Source organism: Paenibacillus lutimineralis, from assembly GCF_003991425.1.
GTDB classification, from domain to species: Bacteria; Bacillota; Bacilli; order Paenibacillales; family Paenibacillaceae; genus Fontibacillus; species Fontibacillus lutimineralis.
Map to the genome: position 1 here is coordinate 1,392,684 of NZ_CP034346.1, position 16,958 is coordinate 1,409,641.

The following is a 16,958-nucleotide window of genomic DNA, read 5'->3' on the forward strand; positions in this document are numbered from 1 at the left end:
TTACTTCAAGCCATGAATAAATGGTGGGGGGATTTCGAGGATCTGCCTCCCGGATTAAAAGACATTGAACTAGATGAATGGTTTGTTAATTCAGAAAGGTGACAGAACAGGAAGCTAAGGGGATAACTTTTAAAGAGATGTTAAGACGAGAAAATGAGGTAGGTGTTAAATTTGTTGATAACCAATGGGAAGTATATAACGGACGAAAGGGCTAGTATAGTTACGGGTTCAATTATTAAGTTTAATAATGAAAGCAACGCTTTAGATAACTTTATAAAAAGATTAAGAACTGAAAAATCCAGCCTATCTTAGGTTGGATTTTTTTTCTTGAATTCAACTAATCAAAAAGAATCGTTGTCCGTGCGAAAATGAGCTTATTGCATAGGATAATCGACAAATCGATAGGCATATAGTCCTTAAAAAGGGCAATTTACCCATATAAGGTATTGTCTGAATGTGTAGATACTTGTATAATAGCATTCAGATAAAGAGGTAGATTTTACTAATTACTAGTAAATAATTCATTGGCAGGTGAATATATGAAACTACTAGTGATCGCCGGTGGATTTCATAGTTTGGTGTTGGGTAGTCTCTCTAGAAAGACCGTTGTTATTAATTCCAAAGGATTAGAACTTCAGGATCTGAGGGAGTTTGTTGCTGAAGAATCTCCAACTGCAGACTCAGTCTTGATTACTGATGAGGCGTTCTCGCAGAAGCTGGGCCAGGATCGCGAGCATCTGACTCATTTCCTGGAATGGGTGAAGGATAGCGGTCGTCCAGGGATTCCAGTACTCATCATCACCAGGGATAGCATGAGAGTTGAGGATTTCGCCGCACTGTCCTCACGATACAGCAATCTTAGAATAGTGACCATTGACAAGGTCCGAGCCCCGCTAGATATTTTTCAATTTGAACTTGATATAGCAGCCAGACGAGAATCCTCCTCGATACATACAAATTCACAAGCAGTACATAAGATTCAGAACGAAACGCAAGCAAATAAGGAACCTGTAGAACGTAAAAGATCATTCTTCGACCGTTTTCGCTCCAAGCCGGATAGTTCAACAGAGCAATTGGAAGCTACAGATCGATTAAGCCGGGAATTGGACAACATAAGCCGGGGAATTAGCCGGATTATAGCGATAACCGGGCATCGGGGAAGCGGAGTAACAAGTACGATTGTGAACTTGGCTCATGAAGCCTCGAAGCGGGGGCTAAGCACGATCATCATCGATATGGATACCGAGTATAGAAGTATGAATATGTACTTTGACCGTTTCCACGAAAGAACCAATAAAGAAGAACAAATGAGCTCTTCGCTCATCCGCACACTTGCCAGACCTCAAGATTACATGACAACCGCTTTTAATATCAAAGACAACTTATGGCTTACCTCACTAGGATATTCCTTTCACGACCACAGACTAATGGAGCAATTCTACAACAGTGAGAAATTAATAGGCTTGATCTCAGTACTAAGAAGCAGATTCAATCTGGTCTTACTGGATATGCCGTTGGATTTGTTCAGGAAGTTCAAAGAAACAATGATTCATATCGACATATTCGGGTTATGCGTTCCTAACAATTTACATGCCGTATTAAGTACGGTTCGGAACGTAGAAGTCGTGCTCGATCAAGAGAAGGCCACCTATCTAAATGCCAAGGCGAAGGTGATCGTTACTCAGTATAATGATCGTTCCAGATTTCAGGATCAATTATTTACACCGGATAAAGTGAGTGAGGTGTTAACTTCCGGATTGAGCGAGTACTTCCGCTATGACATGAGGACGGCAGGAGCTGTCCCTTACAATTCCGGATTCGATTCCCAGATTGAGACGGATGTTCCATTGACCAATACAGGCGCTGAATTCGAGAGAGCATTCGGTCAGATGCTTCTTAGATTAATGGAGGGTGCATAACACTATGGATTTAAAGACGGTAAAGAGCGTATCCCCGAACAGAAAATTGTTCAAGAAAATTTTAGCATTACTGCTCAGTATTCTTATCATTATTGTCTCTTATGTTGTTCTCAATAATGCCAATGAGGCAGCCAAGGATACGGTGGAGGTCCTTCGCATAAGTCAGTCGGGGGGAGTTCCGGCTTACGTTCCAATCACAGAGAAACAAATCAAGAAGTACTCGATCATTCGCAGAGAATATTCCGATGATATGGTACTGGCGAAGGATATGGATTCTGTGGTGGACAAATTCACCAAATACTACTTGCGGGACGACAGCATCCTCTACAAAGATCAATTCATGGATGAAAAGCCGCAGCAGAATGAATGGCTCTATGAAATGGAGGATCAACATGAGGTTCTTACCTTGCCCTATAACTTCCTGGAGGCAGGTGGAGATATTCTGATGCCTGGGGATCGGGTGAGGATCCGTGTCTCCTATGAACAGGAAGAAGGTTCATCAGCGGGCAATCCCAATGCGGGATATTCCTCTGGAGGATCCAAGATGAAGACAGAGATACTGTTCGACAGTATCGAAGTCCGTGACATGCTCAACTCAAGCAGCCACTCGATTTATGAAGTCTACAAAGAGGTGCTTAAGCTTAGTGAAGACAAGCGGCAGGAAGTGATGAAGAGCAATGACTTTCTGAAGAGTATTCAACCGAAATCGCTGCTGCTGGAAGGAACGAAGGAGCAAATCGATAATTTTGCCAAATATAACGGGTACGACGGTAAAAAGTATCTGATAACGATGCTTAGTCGCAAGAACAGTCAGGTGATATTAGATCAGTTGCCTACCTTGCAGAGGGAGGTAGAGTCATGGATCAAACCGAAAGACTAAGCCTCGATCAGGTACTAGACAAAATATCTCCCAAAGAATATATGGGCTCCGAATTCCAGGAGAGCAAGCTCATCTATAGCGTCATCGGATTTATACCAGCCTGCGATATGGTTGATAATGCGCTTGTGATTAGCAATTTAGGCTACATGCTATCCCAGAAGGGCTTAAATACCTGCATTCTGGACTTGAAGGTCTTCAATCCCAATCTGTATCACTATCTGGATGCTAAGCCGAATAAGAAAGGCAGCGGACTTATACGTGTACTGAAGAGCGACAAGGTGGATTTCCGGGAAGAGATCCAGGCTACTAAATACGAGAGACTATACCTGCTCTCCCCAAGTCCGCATGATCTGATTGAGGAATATTTGGATTTTGAATTCGATCATCTGGAACATGTAATTAATACGCTGAAGGGCATGTTCGATATCGTGCTAGTGGATATACCGAATAACCCTCCGCTGGAATTCTGTCTGGGAGCGATGAAATTTTCTCATATCGGCTTCTTTACTTCTACCGAGCGGATTGAAGCAACCAGCAACATGATCCGGCTGCTCGATTTTGCTTCATCGGTCGGCATTAGTACAGCCAAGTTCACGAGCGTTATTCTGATGAACATCCAGGATATTAACTATGATCACAAGGCAATCAGTGAGTTCGGACTCAATATTGTGGCTGCATTGCCGTATGTGAAGGCGGCTTACGCTTATTCCTTGGAAGGCAAGCTGTATGTAAGGGATAATCCTCTGATTAACAGATATTTTCTGAAGCAAATGAGGCGCCTAACGGATATCCTCTGCAACCAGTAAGGAGGGAGAGACGAATGCTTACTCGCGCCAAGATTAGTGATATGCAGCAGAAGGTGAGCTATCAGGTCAGCAAAAAAGAAGATATGGACGACCTGAAGAACAAATATACGACGATTCAATTTGAAGAGGCACTAGAGCATTGCCAGAAATATATCACCAAGGTGGCGACGCATGCTTTCAGACGGGAACATGATCCTGCACGAAAGAGAGAGATGACCAAGGCCTACATCAATGAGTTCGTAGATTCACAGAAGCCGGTTGTCGAAGGCTATTACGAATTGGTTGATCTAAAAAGGGCGCTGATTGACGAGATCACTCACTATGGTCCGATTACGAAAGCGATGGAGGATCCGGCAATTGATGAGATTCGCATTAACGGGATAGAGCAGATCTTTGTTGAGACAGGCGGTAAGACATTACCTTGGGAGCATCAATTTCTGGATCGTGATCATCTGGAGAGGATTATCTCCAAGCTGCTCGGCGTCTCCAAAGTACGCTTAACTCCGAAAATTCCGATGGTCAATGCCAGGACGATTGAAGGATACCGGGTCAATGCGACACATGCAGATATATCTCCTTACGATATGCCTGCGGTAGTTATCCGGAAGTTCAGCAAGAAGAGCATCACACCGGAAATGATGATCAAGAACGAATCATTCTCTGTGAACATGTTCAAGATGCTGTCTCTGCTTCCCAAATCTGACCTGTCCTGGATTACGGTAGGGCCGACCGGCAGCGGCAAGACAACGCTTAACGAAATGATGGTTAAGGAGATTAACCCGCTGTCCCGAATCATCACGATAGAGAATCCATCGGAAATGCGCTTGCTTCGCCGCGAAGGGAATCTGGAGCATGGCAGAATCATTAATGATGTGTTGCAGTATGAATCGGTTCCGGATGACGATGATGCCAGTCCGGCTACGATGGAGAACTTGCTGATTAACGCGATGCGGCAATCCCCTCACTGGATTGGCCCAGGGGAGTTGAGAACTCCGGGAGAGTTCGCGACCGCGCTTCGCGCCGCCCAGACCGGGCACTTCTTCTTCACAACCTTGCATGCCGAAGGAGACAGAGAGGCGATCTTCCGCTTCTTGACAGCCTATCTGATGGCCTCGAATGAGCCGGCTGAACTTGCTCTTCGCAACATCTGCAGCGCCGTCAAGTTTGTTGTGTTCCAGGAGAAGCTCGCAGATGGTACACGTAAGGTTACTTCAATCTCCGAGGTGATCGGCTCCGAAGGTCTGGAACCGATTATCAATCCGATCTATAAATTTATCTCTGAGGATGTGGTGGAAGACGAGGAGACGCATCGAGTACTGAAGATCATTGGTAAACATAAGCGGGTGGGGACATTGTCAGAGAAGGTGCAGCAGACGATGATCAAGGCGGGGATTAAGCGAAGCAGATTTGAGTTTCTGACAGCAGAGCCTGCAGAAGATGAGATAGAGGAGTATGGGTTCGATGGATACAACTTCAATCATTAGTCTGTTCTTCGGTATAGCTGCATTTATTGTTCTGAACTCCATGTTCGAGATTCGTTTCTTCGAAGGGACAGGTCGTTTCTTCCTGAACCTATTGGATACTTTCGCAGAGTACTTAGGGAAATACAACACGAAACGCTATGTGGAGCGGATGAAGAAGGAACGGATCGTTAAGCAGAAAGAGAATGTGTATGCGAAGTACAACCGGCTTGTTGAGGGACTGATCATTGACTTCAATTTACCGTTGACTTTAGAGAGCTTTACGTCTCTGCTCTGTATTTGCTTCGCGATTGTTGTCCTGGTCGTCGTCATTTTTATGCAGAACGTGACTCTGGCGGTAGTCGTTACGGTTGCTATTTTCATTGGGCTCTTGACCTACTTCGTCATGCAGTCTAAGGCGATCAAGGCGGAGAAGCTGGAGAGCATCATGGATGCTGAAGATATCATCTGTCCTCTTGCCAGAGAGGGAGTGCTTGTGGCGATTAAGAAGGTGATGGAGAGCGACGAGTACATTAGGCCCGGGATCAGGCCGTACTTCCAGCAGTTCATCGATAACTGCGAGAATAACGGTTACTCCTTCAAGCAGGCGATTACACTCCTTAACCGACAGCTTGGTCCCAAGTTCGATAACTTCACCAAGAAAGCGATCGTGTTCGAATACAATGAGCGCAAAGGGATGGCCGATATCTTCCTCGACATTGTTGATGAGAATGCCGTGCTACGAGAGATCAACGCCAGGAAGGACCGGATCTTCCGCAAGATGAATCGTGACTTTTTACTGAAGACCGTGATTATCGTGCTGTTCTTCCTGTACGCTCTATCGGTCAAGGATTTCCGCGAGTTCATGCTCTATACGACTTTTGGGAAAGTCATCAATACATCAATGATCAGTATTATTTGTCTGAGCTTCGCCCGAACGCAGGCGTTGCAGGGAAATCTGGGACCTGGAAGTGATGGCAAATGAGTCTGTTGGTGAAGCTTATCGCTCTGGCCTGTGTGATATATCTGGTGAAGGTATTTATTTATCCCTATTTCAAGCCAGTCAATCGAAGGCAGAAGAAGCGCAACCGCAAGTACCTGCAGGAGCGCAAGAACGAGCAGTTCAATCAGAAGCTTAAGAACTTCAAACGCAACTTCGCAGAGAAGTATGTTAGCAAGCTGCTCAGTAATGCCGAGCGAATGAGATTCCAGAAAATGATCGATCGCCTCGATCTTCCAATCAAGGCGGAAGAGCTGCGGGCAGAGCAATTGTTTTATATGGCCTGCGGGATCGTTGTAACGGTCGTGATGATGACGGCGAATCAGCTCCTTGGTTATGTAACAGCGATTTTCATCGTTCTAGGCTGGATGTATCCGGTATCGGAGATGGAGAAGAAGATTGAGAAGAAGAACAAGAATATTGCCTTCGATTTTCCGGCCTTCTACAGCATGGTTTACTACCAGTACTCGAAATCGGTCAATATTTATCTGGCGGATGTCATCCGCGATTATTTGCCCAATGCCCAGGCGGATATGGCCGAGGAGCTGGGTGTTATGCTCGACAATATTGAGTATGGCGAGGAATACGCCCTGAAGCAGCTGAAAAAGCGCGTGCCAATTCATTACATCATCAAGTTTTGCGATGTAATGGAAACCCGGCTCAAAGGCTATGACAATATCTCGCAAATGGTCTATCTCAAGAACGAGGTGGACAGTTACCGAATCCTTGCATTGGAGGAGGATCTGGAGCGTCGGCAGAAGACGAATTCTAGGGTTCAGCTGGTGCTGATTGGGGTATTGGGGATTTATATAATGGTTTATTTTGCTTTTTCAATTATGAGTTCTATCAAAATGTTTCTATAAAAATGCACTTAAAAAAATGGAGGTATTAAGTTATGGAGCAAAAAAGTCAAAGAAAAAATGAAAGAACCTCTTTCTGGAGAGAAGAAAGGGGAGAGATTGGGATTAAACAGATAGCGATTACTGTTGGAGTGATTGTCCTCGTAGGTCTTTCTATTACCATTGTTAATGGCAAAATCGGGGAGTGGTTGGATACAATATTCGGAATATTTACGAAATACATTAACGAAATAACGGGATAAACATAAATGCGAGCCTTTGCTAAATCTATGTTGATTTCAATTTTTGCTGTCATCGTTATTATGCTATTTACTAACTTGGTTTTCTTCTTTCCCTGGTATATGACTTTAGTTGTCGAAACTTTTAATGTTACTCAGTACGTAGCAAGTGATAATTATCTTAAAGAAAGTTATTATAACGATACAAAGGAGCGATTGGAGAAGCGTCCAATTTTTTCTCAGAAAGCTAATGACATAAAAATTGTTGCTGAACATGAAGATCACCATTCTACTAAAGGAAATGATGACGTATATGATTATGAGAAAAAGGATGATGCAGATAAACCTTATAGGCAGCGGGGAGAATCAGTAATAGTAACGATAAGTGCTGTATACCCTCTAAGTGTTAAATTATGGGGGGAGAGGTATGAAAGAGAAATACCTGTATCTTTTACGTTAAAAACGACGGGCCTCAAGCATTATAAAGATCTGGAATATGACGAATATTTAGAAAATTGGAATGGACAACCATGAGAAATGTCGCTATTGGTTTATTACTATTAGTCTTAGCTTCCGTTATAGTTCAGCCATTAATAGAAATAGTAAATCTAGGACGTGAAAAGTTAATTCTTAGTACTGCGATTATTACATCTGCTCGTTCAGCCAAGGATCGAAGTTTGGAGTATAAATTCCAGAGGGATTTAAATGCCGTAGTTAATGAAAAACTGTTTGCTGAATATTTTGCAGATGCATTTCTGAAATCAATGAATCTATCTTTAGTAAACTCGGATGGTATTAATAAATATAGATTCAAACCAGAGAAAGACAAATATAATGATATTATTGTAACTTTGGATTTTGTAAAAGAAGGGGACGGATTATCCAATCAATATGTTACAACGGTAAGGATGAGAGCTGAGACTGAATATAAGTTTAAAACTAAAGCGATGCAATTAGTGGAGAAGATGAGTATTAACGAAAAGAATAACTTAGTTGAGGAACGAATTCTCATCCTCTCCATTAAGAACTAACCATAGGGATGTGACGGCATGGACTATATTATAGTCACTTTTCAGGCGGGGCCGCAGATGACGAAGGAGCTGAAGATTCCGGTATTTGTGACTCCGGAAGATCTCCTCGCTATGCTGTCTGAAGCGCTGGGGCTGCCGATTAGAGCTGAGCATCGGATTCAGGCGGAGCCTCTGGGGCGAATTCTGGAACACACCCGGACACTTGAAGAGGAGGGCGTAGCGGATGGAGCGCTGCTTACTCTCATATAGAAGGGGCCGATTAAATGATAGGAAACGGTAGCAATGGCGGATTAGCTCTAAAAATAGGCGAAAATCTGCTTCTGACGGATATTAAGCATTACTCTGGTACATGGATGTACAATAACGCAACTGAAGAAGCAAAGCTGCTGGATGGCGTGTTCTGGTTCATGAACCAGGCGGAGAATATGATCGTGTACAGTGATCAGGCGCGTGGAAATAAATTATGCAGCATCGATCTGGGAACACACATCTCACAAGTGCTCGTTGATCAGCCAGCGTATGGAGTCATTGTTCATGGCGACTGGATTTACTATCTCAATGAATCTGATCATGCTATCTATCGCTGTACTTGGAATGGCAGGGATAAGTCTCGGATTGCGGATGATAAAGTTGAATCTTTTCTAATCGATCAGGAACGCATTTATTACACGACTCAACAAGGGATCAGAAGCTGTAGTCTGACCGGCCGGGATAGAGAACTCGTCTCGGAAGATACGGCGGTTCATATGCTCTTAATCGGCAACAAGCTAGCCTACGCCAATCGAAAGAATCGTTATTTACTGACCTTACTAAATTTACATACTGGAACTACTGAACTGGATCAAGATATTTCACCGAATAGTCTGAATAGTGACGGGCGTTATTTGTACTGTGCTAACCGCGGCAATGAGATGACCATATACCGTATTGATCCGGAGATGGGGCATAAAATACGGATTTGCGGTGAAAGTGCAGATTACCTTCATATCGTAGAGGACAGGATTTATTTCTGTAGCCGCAGAGAATGGAACAGCATGTCGCTAACAGGTGGTCAAGCCGTCAAAATTGATTTCTCTGAGAGGTAATTATGATTAACGAAAAATATGAATTTAGTCGTCAGCCTCGGTTTCTGCCGGAAATGCCGAGAGGTGAAATTGAAATACCCAATCCGCCCAGTGCTTATGATAAACCGGAAATAGCGTGGTTTGCTATTTTAGCTCCACCAGCGGTCATGCTCGTTATTTCAATGCTGCTGGCGATGACCTCCAATTCAAGGTACATGCTGTTGTCTATTTCGATGACGATCATGACTCTGATTGTCTCTCTAACCGGGGCCGCCTCTCAAATCAAGAAGTATAAAAAGAAGAAGAAGGAACGGGAGAAGAAGTATTTGCAATTCATTGCCGACAGTCGAAGTGAACTACAGCTTGCCAGAGAACAGCAGATCAAAGCGATGAATGAGATGAATCCCGATCCTAATGCCTGCCTGCAGCGAATACAGGAATCGGACAATCGTCTCTGGGAAAGAACGCCGTCATCTCCGGACTTTCTATCGCTTCGTCTCGGGGTGGGGAGTGTATCAGCTGCCTTGCGAATTAATTATACCAAGCAGGCGATCATTATGGAGACAGATCCGCTCTTGATGGAGCCGCAGCGGTTAGCGCTTGAATTTGACCGTGTACCGGGCGTTCCTGTCTCTGTTGACCTCATTGCATCAGAAATATGCGGCATTGCAGGCGAGGAAGACAAGACCTTTGACATGGTTACGCAAATGCTGCTTCAGCTCATTACTCATCATGGCTACGATGATGTGCGGGTCGTTATACTGGCCTCTGAAGAAGGCTTGGAGAAATGGGATTGGCTTAAGCATTTACCGCATCTATGGAGCGAGGGATATGGTATTCGGTTTCTGCTGTGCGGCAAGGCCATCGCGCATGCTGTATTTGGAGAATTAAATACCGTCTTCAAGGAACGGGAGATGAAGAAGCTTGGCGGAATTCCCCTTCCCCATTATGTGTTCATTATCGAGGAGCCGTCTCTTCTTGAAGAGGAACCGGTTAATAAATACCTTTACAACAAAAGCGCTTCGCTTGGAATCTCTTCCGTATATATTGCCAGAAATCAGGCCTATCTTCCGATGAACTGTAAGCAAGTTATATTGGTTCAGGGGAAAACTGGAGAGCTGGCCGACCGGGAGACCGGAGAAAAGACGACCTTCAATCCGGATACGGTCAACCTGCAGTCACTCAGCGAGTCGGTTCGGAAAATGGCTCCGCTGCGAATTAAAAATTCAGGCGGCAACTTTACTTTACCCACCTCATTAACGCTATTGGATATGCTGCAAGCGAAGAAGACCGGGGAAATTGATTTATTAACACGCTGGAATATGAATAAGCCGTATCAGGGGATGAGTGTTCCGATTGGGGCTAAAGCGGGTGGAACGTTATTCCATCTGGATATGCATGAGACTGGACATGGTCCGCATGGACTGGTGGCAGGGACGACCGGATCAGGGAAGAGTGAGTTGCTTCAGAGCATCATTATTTCTCTGGCGATCAACTATCACCCGCATGATGTCGTGTTTGTACTTATCGATTATAAGGGCGGCGGCATGGCTGATGTCTTCCAGGGAATGCCGCATCTCGTAGGCACGATTACGAATTTGGGCGGGAATCAGACTACAAGGGCGCTTCTATCCATTAAGAGCGAACTGATGAGAAGACAGCGTCTGTTCTCCGAGTTTGGCGTGAACAACATCGATAAGTACCAGAAGCTGTACTATAGCCACAATGCAGGCGGTCATATGCCGGCCATACCGCATTTGATCATGATCGCGGATGAGTTCGCTGAATTGAAGCAGGACCAGCCTGATTTTATGAAGGAACTGGTTAGTGCAGCCCGTGTAGGCCGTAGCTTGGGAGTGCATCTGATCCTGGCCACTCAGAAACCGGCCGGGGTAGTAGATGACCAGATCTGGAGTAACTCTAAATTCAAGATTTGTCTCAAGGTACAGGATGAGCGGGATAGCCGGGATGTCATCAAGCGTCCGGATGCCGCGATGATCAAGGAGCCAGGCAGGGCATTTATCCAGGTAGGAAATGATGAGATATTCGAATTATTCCAATCGACTTATTCTGGTGCTGATTATGATCCTGAAGGTGAGCTGCAAAAAAATGAAAACAAAACAAAAAGAATCTACGAAGTTTCATTAAACGGTAGGATCGAACAAATTTATCCTCGATATGAAGAAAAGATTGTGAAGCATGAACTGCCTTCGCAACTTGGCGCAACGGTAGAGCATATCGTTAGAACCGCTGAACGGACTAATATTGAGCCGTTGAAGGGGCCTTGGCTGCCTCCACTTCCAGAATTAGTATACACTGATGGTATTTTAGAAAATAAACAAGAGCTTGGACATTGGTCTAAACAGGAGAACCTGCTGAGAGTACCTGTTGGCATAATGGATGATCCAAGAAGCCAAAGCCAGGATCTACTGGAGATTGACTTTGCAAATGAAGGAAATTTATTTGTATACGGTGCTTCTGGGACCGGTAAGACAGAATTTCTAAAGACGCTCTGTATGTCTATGGCACATAACTATTCTGCTGAAGATGTGAATATTTACATCATGGATTTCGGAGGCAACTCGCTTCGCATTTTCGAGAAGCTTCCTCATGTAGGCGGTGTTATGACCATTGAGGAGAAGGCCAAGATCGATCAGTTTATCATGTTCCTATTCAGGGAGATCGAAGAGAGGAAAGTACTGTTCGAGCAGAGCGGTAGTAACGGTTTTAACGCTTATCGACATAGTGGAAGGAAGCTAGCCTCGATTGTACTGATGATTGATAATTATTTCGCTCTATCGGAGTCCTATGAGGATTTGGATGCACATATGATGCTACTGGCCCGGGAAGGGACGAAATATGGTATCTACCTGGTGGCAACAGCTTCTAACGCTACTTTCGTAAGATATAAGTTCAGTGTCAATTTCAAGCTGGCTGTTACTTTCCAGATGACAGACAAAGGGGATTACGCAGGAGTTGTCGGCAGGACGGAAGGGTTAGAGCCTATGAAGGTTCTCGGCAGGGGCTTGGTACGAGGCAAGCCGCCGTTGGAGTTTCAGGCTTCGCTGCCAGAATATGAAGGACTCACTTGCGATCAACTTCTGGATCGTTTTGCAAGTCTTGAGACGTTCCAGGCCAAACCTATTCCGATTATGCCATCGAGCATTGATATCGAGCAGATCAATAAAGAAGCAGGTAAGCTCGCTATTGGCTTGGCTAATAATGATCTTCAACCTGTCTATGTTGATCTTTATACCACACCGATTATTATGGTTGCCGGTGAAGCAATGTCTGGAAAAAGCACATTGCTTCGTTCCTGGGTTAGCCTACTGGATGAAGTGCAAGTTTATGCGCTTGATTCCAATGGTATGGGACTGTTCGAGATCATGAGGCTTCCTTATGTCACGGATTTGGCGGAGGTCGAGGAATCTTTTATCGATGAGATGAAGGAACTGCTGGATGAACGCCGGAGCCAGATGGCAGAGTGTAGGCGAGGAGGCGGAGACATCAAGCAATTGATGAGATCATGGAAGCAAATTGTCTTCGTATTCGATAAGCTGAGCGAGTTCACCGACGGGGATAATTACGCACTCAAAGAACTGCTTGAACGGATTGTGAAGCAGGAGCGCGGGATGAAGGTAGCTCTTATAGCTGCGGATGTGATCTCTGATTTTAACGGCAATTGGGATAGCCTTGGTAAAGCGATTAAGGAAGAGCAGACGGGGATTCTGCTTGGCAGTATCAAGGAGCAGGGGCTCTTCTCGGCAAGATTGCCTTATGGCATGACGGAGAAGGAAATGGACAATTATGATGGCTATTTCATTCATAAGAGCAAATTTGTAGGCATGAGATGTGCAACCATTCCGGCCAATGATGCTACGCAATCTTTAGTGCTTACTAATTAACATTACGGGTGCCGAGATCCTAAATATCTGAGGGGAAATGGATATGTCAACTGTATCAGAAATCAAGAATAAGGCCAGCCGGGTATCAGAAGTAAAAAGTGATATCAATAGCGAGGCTTCAAGCTGCTATGGGCAGGTTAATGATTCGAGTTCCTGGTGGCAGGGGGACGCAGCTAAGGCTTTTCGAACCGGATATAAGGAGTTGCACACAGATATCAAATCTCTGATCAGTAAAATGACAAGCCTGTCCTCCAATCTGAGCAGTTTAAGTAGTAAAGTTCAACGGGCAGATGATGAGAAAAGATTAGCTGCCGAGGCTGCGGCCAGGGCTGAGGCTCAGAAGAAGGCATCCAAGATCATGCAGTATTAGGTAGATAGGAACAGCTTGAAAGGAGGTGAAATAAAAATGGCAGCGAACCAACAAAAGTTTGATTTTGACCAAGCTAAAAACTTGGAGTCCAAACTACAAAGTGAAATCAGTAAAATCGAAGCTGATCTGAAAAAGATGGCGACTATGGTTGAAGGTGTCAGATCTTGGTGGTCTGGTGGCTCGGAAGAGGCATTTATTGGTAATTTCCAAACAACTAAAGCGGAAGTAGTTAAAAGCCTGAACGTTTGGGTTGATGATTACAAGAAGCTGATCCAGAATATTGCTGAAATCAAGAGACAAAGTGATGCAGATCTTGCAAGTCAACTCAAAATCTAATCAGGTAAGTGTGGACATGGTGGCGGCTATAGTCGCCACCATGTCTAGCGTTTTATAGGTAAGCTAGGTTGGAAAATAACTATTTAACATATATAGAGTGAACAAGAAGAGAATTAGAAGGAAGATAAGTCTTTGAAAGTAAGGAGGGGAGTTAATGGGAATAAAGAAAGTTGGAGTAGTGCTAGTGTCTATGGTTCTAGTTCTTGTTATGTTGTCGGGAATATCATCCGCGGCACCATCGTCTTTAAGGGTAAAGCTCAACGGAGTAGGAATCTCTTTTCCGGATGCCCAGCCTTATGTAGATAAGAATAATCGGGTACAGGTTCCTGTTCGATTTGTAAGTGAAGCACTTGGTGCCAAGGTGGGCTGGGCCAGCAAGACACAGGAAGTTACGATTGAACTCGATGGAACAAAGCTCGTCCTAACCATTGGCAAGAAATCCTATAAAATCAACGAGTCTACTAAACTCATGGATACGGCTGCCTTAAGAAAATCGAACAGAACCTTCGTTCCATTGCGCTTTGTAAGTGAAGGCTTGGGAGCCAAGGTGAAGTGGGATTCAGCCAATTATACCGTTGAGATTACAACGGGGGATGGAACGACAGCTTCTAGTGGGGAGACTGATGAAAATCCAGCTTTGAAGCCAGTTGATCAAGAGACTTGGGAAGCCTCCAGATCTATGGAGGGAAAGACTGACAAACGAACGACGGAAGGCTTTAGCTATTATAGTATTTATAAATCTGGATTATCACCGGGTACAACTCATTATAAAAAAGAGTACGGAAATACTAGAACAATCTTGAGCATATTGTTGACTATGGATAACCTTGATGCACAAGCTAAAGATCTTGATGAACTTTTACGCCAAAAGATAGACGGTAAAACGGTAGATGAAGTTACGAAATATGTAAGGCAAAAGAAGAACCAGGAAGATGTACTTTCAGAAAAAGTATTTAAAGATGATACCTATAAAATTGTTGTGGAATCAAAGGAATGGCTTGATGTGAATATAGAAGTTTGGTATAAGTAGGGTTTTCTATGAAAAATATATTTAATAGACATCAGGGATTAGAGGGATACAGTGATTCACGTACAGAAGGCAGCAATACCAAATATAATTACCGTGAATATGTAAAGGAAGGACAGTATATTTACAAAATTACGGAAACGTCAAAGATAACCATTCAAGTAAATCCTGAAAATATCCCTTTATAACACCCATGCCAATATGCCAAATGGGAATTATAGTATCAAGGTTTGGTTTGATGACACGAAGTTAACTGAAATGAAGCATATGTACAGCAACCTAGACCTCCTAAAAGGCATTGCAGACATGGATTCAATCAATGTAACTGTAGTAGGTTCAATGTTTGATGATTTGAATAATTAGACTAGATATGGCGGCAAAAGATAAACTTTTGTCGCCATGTTTGTTATTAGAACTTGATATGGGAAAGGAAATCATTAATGAGTAGTATCAAAGTGGACTCTACTAAACTGGAGGAGCTATCTGCTAATAGAGTATATATTTTAATTACTTTAATTCTAATGATTATATTCTTAGTTGCATGCGACTCGACAAAGAAATTATCCGAAGAACCAAAAGAATCTTCAACGGCAATAGGTAATCAAGTCACACTTGAGCAGGCTACTGAGCTTAAACCGGAATTTGATTTGAGTAATCCAACTTTTTATCAAAATTTCATCTCATATTTCGATATGGATAAGGAATCATTGTTTGCTGCTTTAAAGAAAACATATGATGAAACTCCTGTTGAAGGTATAGATGAGAAATCAGGTTTGGAATGGATCAAGTTGAAACAAGCTGGCTTACAGTTTTATTTAACGGAAGAGGCTGGGATACCTGTTAGTCAAGTAGATATTATGTCTTCAAGTCCTATTCATTTTGGTAAGACGAAGGGTGGAATGAATTTTGCTGATATTATGAAGCAATTAGGTGAAACAATAATTGATGCTGGGTCATTGGGAACTACAGAAGACAGGACTTATAGAATTTCCTACCCTCTAGACGAATTTAGTGTCAATTTTACAACGACTAACGTATTTGAAGACAGTGCAGTTATGTCGATTCATTCATGGGGATATTATGATGAAAAGCCGACTCTATTGAACCCAAATGAGATAATTACAAGTTATGGTACGTTGACACTTCCTGATTCATGGATTGGACGGATTGCAATAGAAGATATAGGTAACGAGCCGACTATATTATATTTGGGCCGTCATAGTGATTTTCCATTATTTCGACTTTCATCTATGAATATAACTGAATGGAGTACTTTGAGTCAGAGTGATCAAGCCCAATTTCATATCATCTCACAAGACAAGGATTGGATTGTGGCTGTGACAACTACATTTACCAATAGACCTAATAATGAACAAGAACTGAGCGAATTTAATCATATGAAATTACAGCTTGAAGAGATATGGGGGACTTTTAAGTCAACAGTTGTGTCAGATGAAATAGAAGAAGGGAATTTATCTTATCTGTGCAATAATTCAACCTTAGAACTCCTGAATATCGATCGCGTTGTTACGGTGTATGAAGAGGCTCATAACATGATATCAACAGATGAATCAGAATTTGCAACGGATGAATATTTTAGCGAAATGGGAAAATGCTATTCATCTCAAATCGATAAATTGACGAGTAAGGATTCTTCTTTAAAAATAAGTACGAACAAGCTGCTAGATCACATAAAGGAATTAAATGGTACTTGGTTCACTGTCCATTACTTGGCGGACGGGGGAGGGACGATGTGGAGTCATTTCTCTTCTAGACGAAGTGCTATGGTGGATGTGGCAGTTTATATTTACCTAAATCAGCTAGAAATCAATCTAGATCAAAAAATAAATAAAGACCAGATTAGTGAAAGAATCGACCAATTATCAAAATATCGTGAATTTTATTATTCAGGTTCAATTGAAACTATAAATGAGTCGGATATAAAACAACTAAAAGAAGCAAGGCAACAGCTAGTAGGTTCTTATGATAACATAATCAGCATTTTAAAAGAGATGCCACAAAGTGAAGCCGCAATGAATCTCTTCGATTTTTTACTGAAATATGATGATCAAATTTATTAAA

The 16,958-nt window shown here is 43.1% G+C and carries 17 protein-coding genes; all 17 read left to right on the forward strand.

The features are described from left to right. Positions 1–539 precede the first annotated feature (539 nt). The 17 genes from EI981_RS05885 to EI981_RS05960 all read left to right on the forward strand — a co-directional run bounded on the left by EI981_RS05885 (position 540) and on the right by EI981_RS05960 (position 16,957). Positions 540–1,919 (forward strand): CpaE/TadZ family protein, encoded by a 1,380-nt coding sequence (locus tag EI981_RS05885; RefSeq protein ID WP_126996289.1) that lies wholly within the window; start codon positions 540–542, stop codon positions 1,917–1,919. A gap of 4 nt (positions 1,920–1,923) precedes the next feature. Then, complete coding sequence (locus tag EI981_RS05890) at positions 1,924–2,799, forward strand: flagellar biosynthesis protein FlgA (protein ID WP_126996291.1); 876 nt, start codon at positions 1,924–1,926, stop codon at positions 2,797–2,799. Continuing rightward, positions 2,778–3,605: a CpaE/TadZ family protein gene (locus tag EI981_RS05895; protein WP_126996293.1), complete on the forward strand. Its 828-nt coding sequence runs from the start codon at positions 2,778–2,780 to the stop codon at positions 3,603–3,605. The genes EI981_RS05890 and EI981_RS05895 overlap by 22 nt, the downstream gene beginning before the upstream one ends. Positions 3,606–3,619: 14 nt before the next feature. Continuing rightward, positions 3,620–5,089, forward strand: a complete 1,470-nt coding sequence (locus EI981_RS05900; RefSeq protein WP_126996295.1) for a TadA family conjugal transfer-associated ATPase — start codon at positions 3,620–3,622, stop codon at positions 5,087–5,089. After that, positions 5,067–6,050, forward strand: coding sequence for a hypothetical protein (locus EI981_RS05905; protein ID WP_126996297.1), 984 nt, complete (start codon positions 5,067–5,069; stop codon positions 6,048–6,050). Before EI981_RS05900 ends, EI981_RS05905 begins: the two co-directional genes overlap by 23 nt. Next, positions 6,047–6,928, forward strand: a complete 882-nt coding sequence (locus tag EI981_RS05910; RefSeq protein WP_126996299.1) for a hypothetical protein — start codon at positions 6,047–6,049, stop codon at positions 6,926–6,928. The genes EI981_RS05905 and EI981_RS05910 overlap by 4 nt, the downstream gene beginning before the upstream one ends. Before the next feature lie 32 nt (positions 6,929–6,960). Next, positions 6,961–7,167 carry a hypothetical protein gene (locus EI981_RS05915; protein WP_126996301.1) on the forward strand — a complete coding sequence of 69 codons (207 nt, stop codon included), beginning with the start codon at positions 6,961–6,963 and terminating at the stop codon, positions 7,165–7,167. Between the two features lie 6 nt (positions 7,168–7,173). Next, the gene (locus EI981_RS05920; RefSeq protein WP_126996303.1) at positions 7,174–7,677 is read left to right on the forward strand and encodes a hypothetical protein; all 504 of its coding nucleotides are present in this window, start codon (positions 7,174–7,176) and stop codon (positions 7,675–7,677) included. After that, positions 7,674–8,174, forward strand: coding sequence for a hypothetical protein (locus tag EI981_RS05925; protein WP_126996305.1), 501 nt, complete (start codon positions 7,674–7,676; stop codon positions 8,172–8,174). The genes EI981_RS05920 and EI981_RS05925 overlap by 4 nt, the downstream gene beginning before the upstream one ends. 18 nt (positions 8,175–8,192) lie before the next feature. Continuing rightward, entirely contained in the window at positions 8,193–8,423 is a 231-nt protein-coding gene (locus tag EI981_RS05930) for an EsaB/YukD family protein (RefSeq protein ID WP_126996307.1), read from the forward strand. Between the two features lie 14 nt (positions 8,424–8,437). Next, positions 8,438–9,259: a DUF5050 domain-containing protein gene (locus tag EI981_RS05935; RefSeq protein WP_126996309.1), complete on the forward strand. Its 822-nt coding sequence runs from the start codon at positions 8,438–8,440 to the stop codon at positions 9,257–9,259. Between the two features lie 2 nt (positions 9,260–9,261). Continuing rightward, positions 9,262–13,143, forward strand: a complete 3,882-nt coding sequence (essC, locus tag EI981_RS05940) for a type VII secretion protein EssC (protein ID WP_126996311.1) — start codon at positions 9,262–9,264, stop codon at positions 13,141–13,143. A 43-nt stretch (positions 13,144–13,186) separates the two neighbouring features. Beyond that, positions 13,187–13,513 (forward strand): WXG100 family type VII secretion target, encoded by a 327-nt coding sequence (locus tag EI981_RS05945; RefSeq protein WP_162616102.1) that lies wholly within the window; start codon positions 13,187–13,189, stop codon positions 13,511–13,513. A gap of 36 nt (positions 13,514–13,549) precedes the next feature. After that, on the forward strand, positions 13,550–13,849 hold the full coding sequence (locus tag EI981_RS05950; protein ID WP_126996315.1) for a hypothetical protein: 300 nt from the start codon (positions 13,550–13,552) through the stop codon (positions 13,847–13,849). A gap of 154 nt (positions 13,850–14,003) precedes the next feature. After that, positions 14,004–14,879, forward strand: a complete 876-nt coding sequence (locus tag EI981_RS05955; protein WP_126996317.1) for a copper amine oxidase N-terminal domain-containing protein — start codon at positions 14,004–14,006, stop codon at positions 14,877–14,879. A gap of 8 nt (positions 14,880–14,887) precedes the next feature. Further along, positions 14,888–15,064 carry a hypothetical protein gene (locus EI981_RS28950; RefSeq protein WP_162616103.1) on the forward strand — a complete coding sequence of 59 codons (177 nt, stop codon included), beginning with the start codon at positions 14,888–14,890 and terminating at the stop codon, positions 15,062–15,064. A 252-nt stretch (positions 15,065–15,316) separates the two neighbouring features. Further along, on the forward strand, positions 15,317–16,957 hold the full coding sequence (locus EI981_RS05960; protein ID WP_126996319.1) for a hypothetical protein: 1,641 nt from the start codon (positions 15,317–15,319) through the stop codon (positions 16,955–16,957). Position 16,958: the final 1 nt, after the last annotated feature.

What these genes read in the sequence shown, in the direction of transcription:
- EI981_RS05960 (WP_126996319.1), top strand. Translation starts at nt 15,317, where the DNA reads ATGAGTAGTATCAAAGTGGACTCTACTAAACTGGAGGAGCTATCTGCT.
- essC (WP_126996311.1), top strand. Translation starts at nt 9,262, where the DNA reads ATGATTAACGAAAAATATGAATTTAGTCGTCAGCCTCGGTTTCTGCCG.
- EI981_RS05930 (WP_126996307.1), top strand. Translation starts at nt 8,193, where the DNA reads ATGGACTATATTATAGTCACTTTTCAGGCGGGGCCGCAGATGACGAAG.
- EI981_RS05895 (WP_126996293.1), top strand. Translation starts at nt 2,778, where the DNA reads ATGGATCAAACCGAAAGACTAAGCCTCGATCAGGTACTAGACAAAATA.
- EI981_RS05925 (WP_126996305.1), top strand. Translation starts at nt 7,674, where the DNA reads ATGAGAAATGTCGCTATTGGTTTATTACTATTAGTCTTAGCTTCCGTT.
- EI981_RS05915 (WP_126996301.1), top strand. Translation starts at nt 6,961, where the DNA reads ATGGAGCAAAAAAGTCAAAGAAAAAATGAAAGAACCTCTTTCTGGAGA.
- EI981_RS05935 (WP_126996309.1), top strand. Translation starts at nt 8,438, where the DNA reads ATGATAGGAAACGGTAGCAATGGCGGATTAGCTCTAAAAATAGGCGAA.
- EI981_RS05920 (WP_126996303.1), top strand. Translation starts at nt 7,174, where the DNA reads ATGCGAGCCTTTGCTAAATCTATGTTGATTTCAATTTTTGCTGTCATC.
- EI981_RS28950 (WP_162616103.1), top strand. Translation starts at nt 14,888, where the DNA reads ATGAAAAATATATTTAATAGACATCAGGGATTAGAGGGATACAGTGAT.
- EI981_RS05890 (WP_126996291.1), top strand. Translation starts at nt 1,924, where the DNA reads ATGGATTTAAAGACGGTAAAGAGCGTATCCCCGAACAGAAAATTGTTC.
- EI981_RS05910 (WP_126996299.1), top strand. Translation starts at nt 6,047, where the DNA reads ATGAGTCTGTTGGTGAAGCTTATCGCTCTGGCCTGTGTGATATATCTG.
- EI981_RS05945 (WP_162616102.1), top strand. Translation starts at nt 13,187, where the DNA reads ATGTCAACTGTATCAGAAATCAAGAATAAGGCCAGCCGGGTATCAGAA.
- EI981_RS05885 (WP_126996289.1), top strand. Translation starts at nt 540, where the DNA reads ATGAAACTACTAGTGATCGCCGGTGGATTTCATAGTTTGGTGTTGGGT.
- EI981_RS05950 (WP_126996315.1), top strand. Translation starts at nt 13,550, where the DNA reads ATGGCAGCGAACCAACAAAAGTTTGATTTTGACCAAGCTAAAAACTTG.
- EI981_RS05900 (WP_126996295.1), top strand. Translation starts at nt 3,620, where the DNA reads ATGCTTACTCGCGCCAAGATTAGTGATATGCAGCAGAAGGTGAGCTAT.
- EI981_RS05905 (WP_126996297.1), top strand. Translation starts at nt 5,067, where the DNA reads ATGGATACAACTTCAATCATTAGTCTGTTCTTCGGTATAGCTGCATTT.
- EI981_RS05955 (WP_126996317.1), top strand. Translation starts at nt 14,004, where the DNA reads ATGGGAATAAAGAAAGTTGGAGTAGTGCTAGTGTCTATGGTTCTAGTT.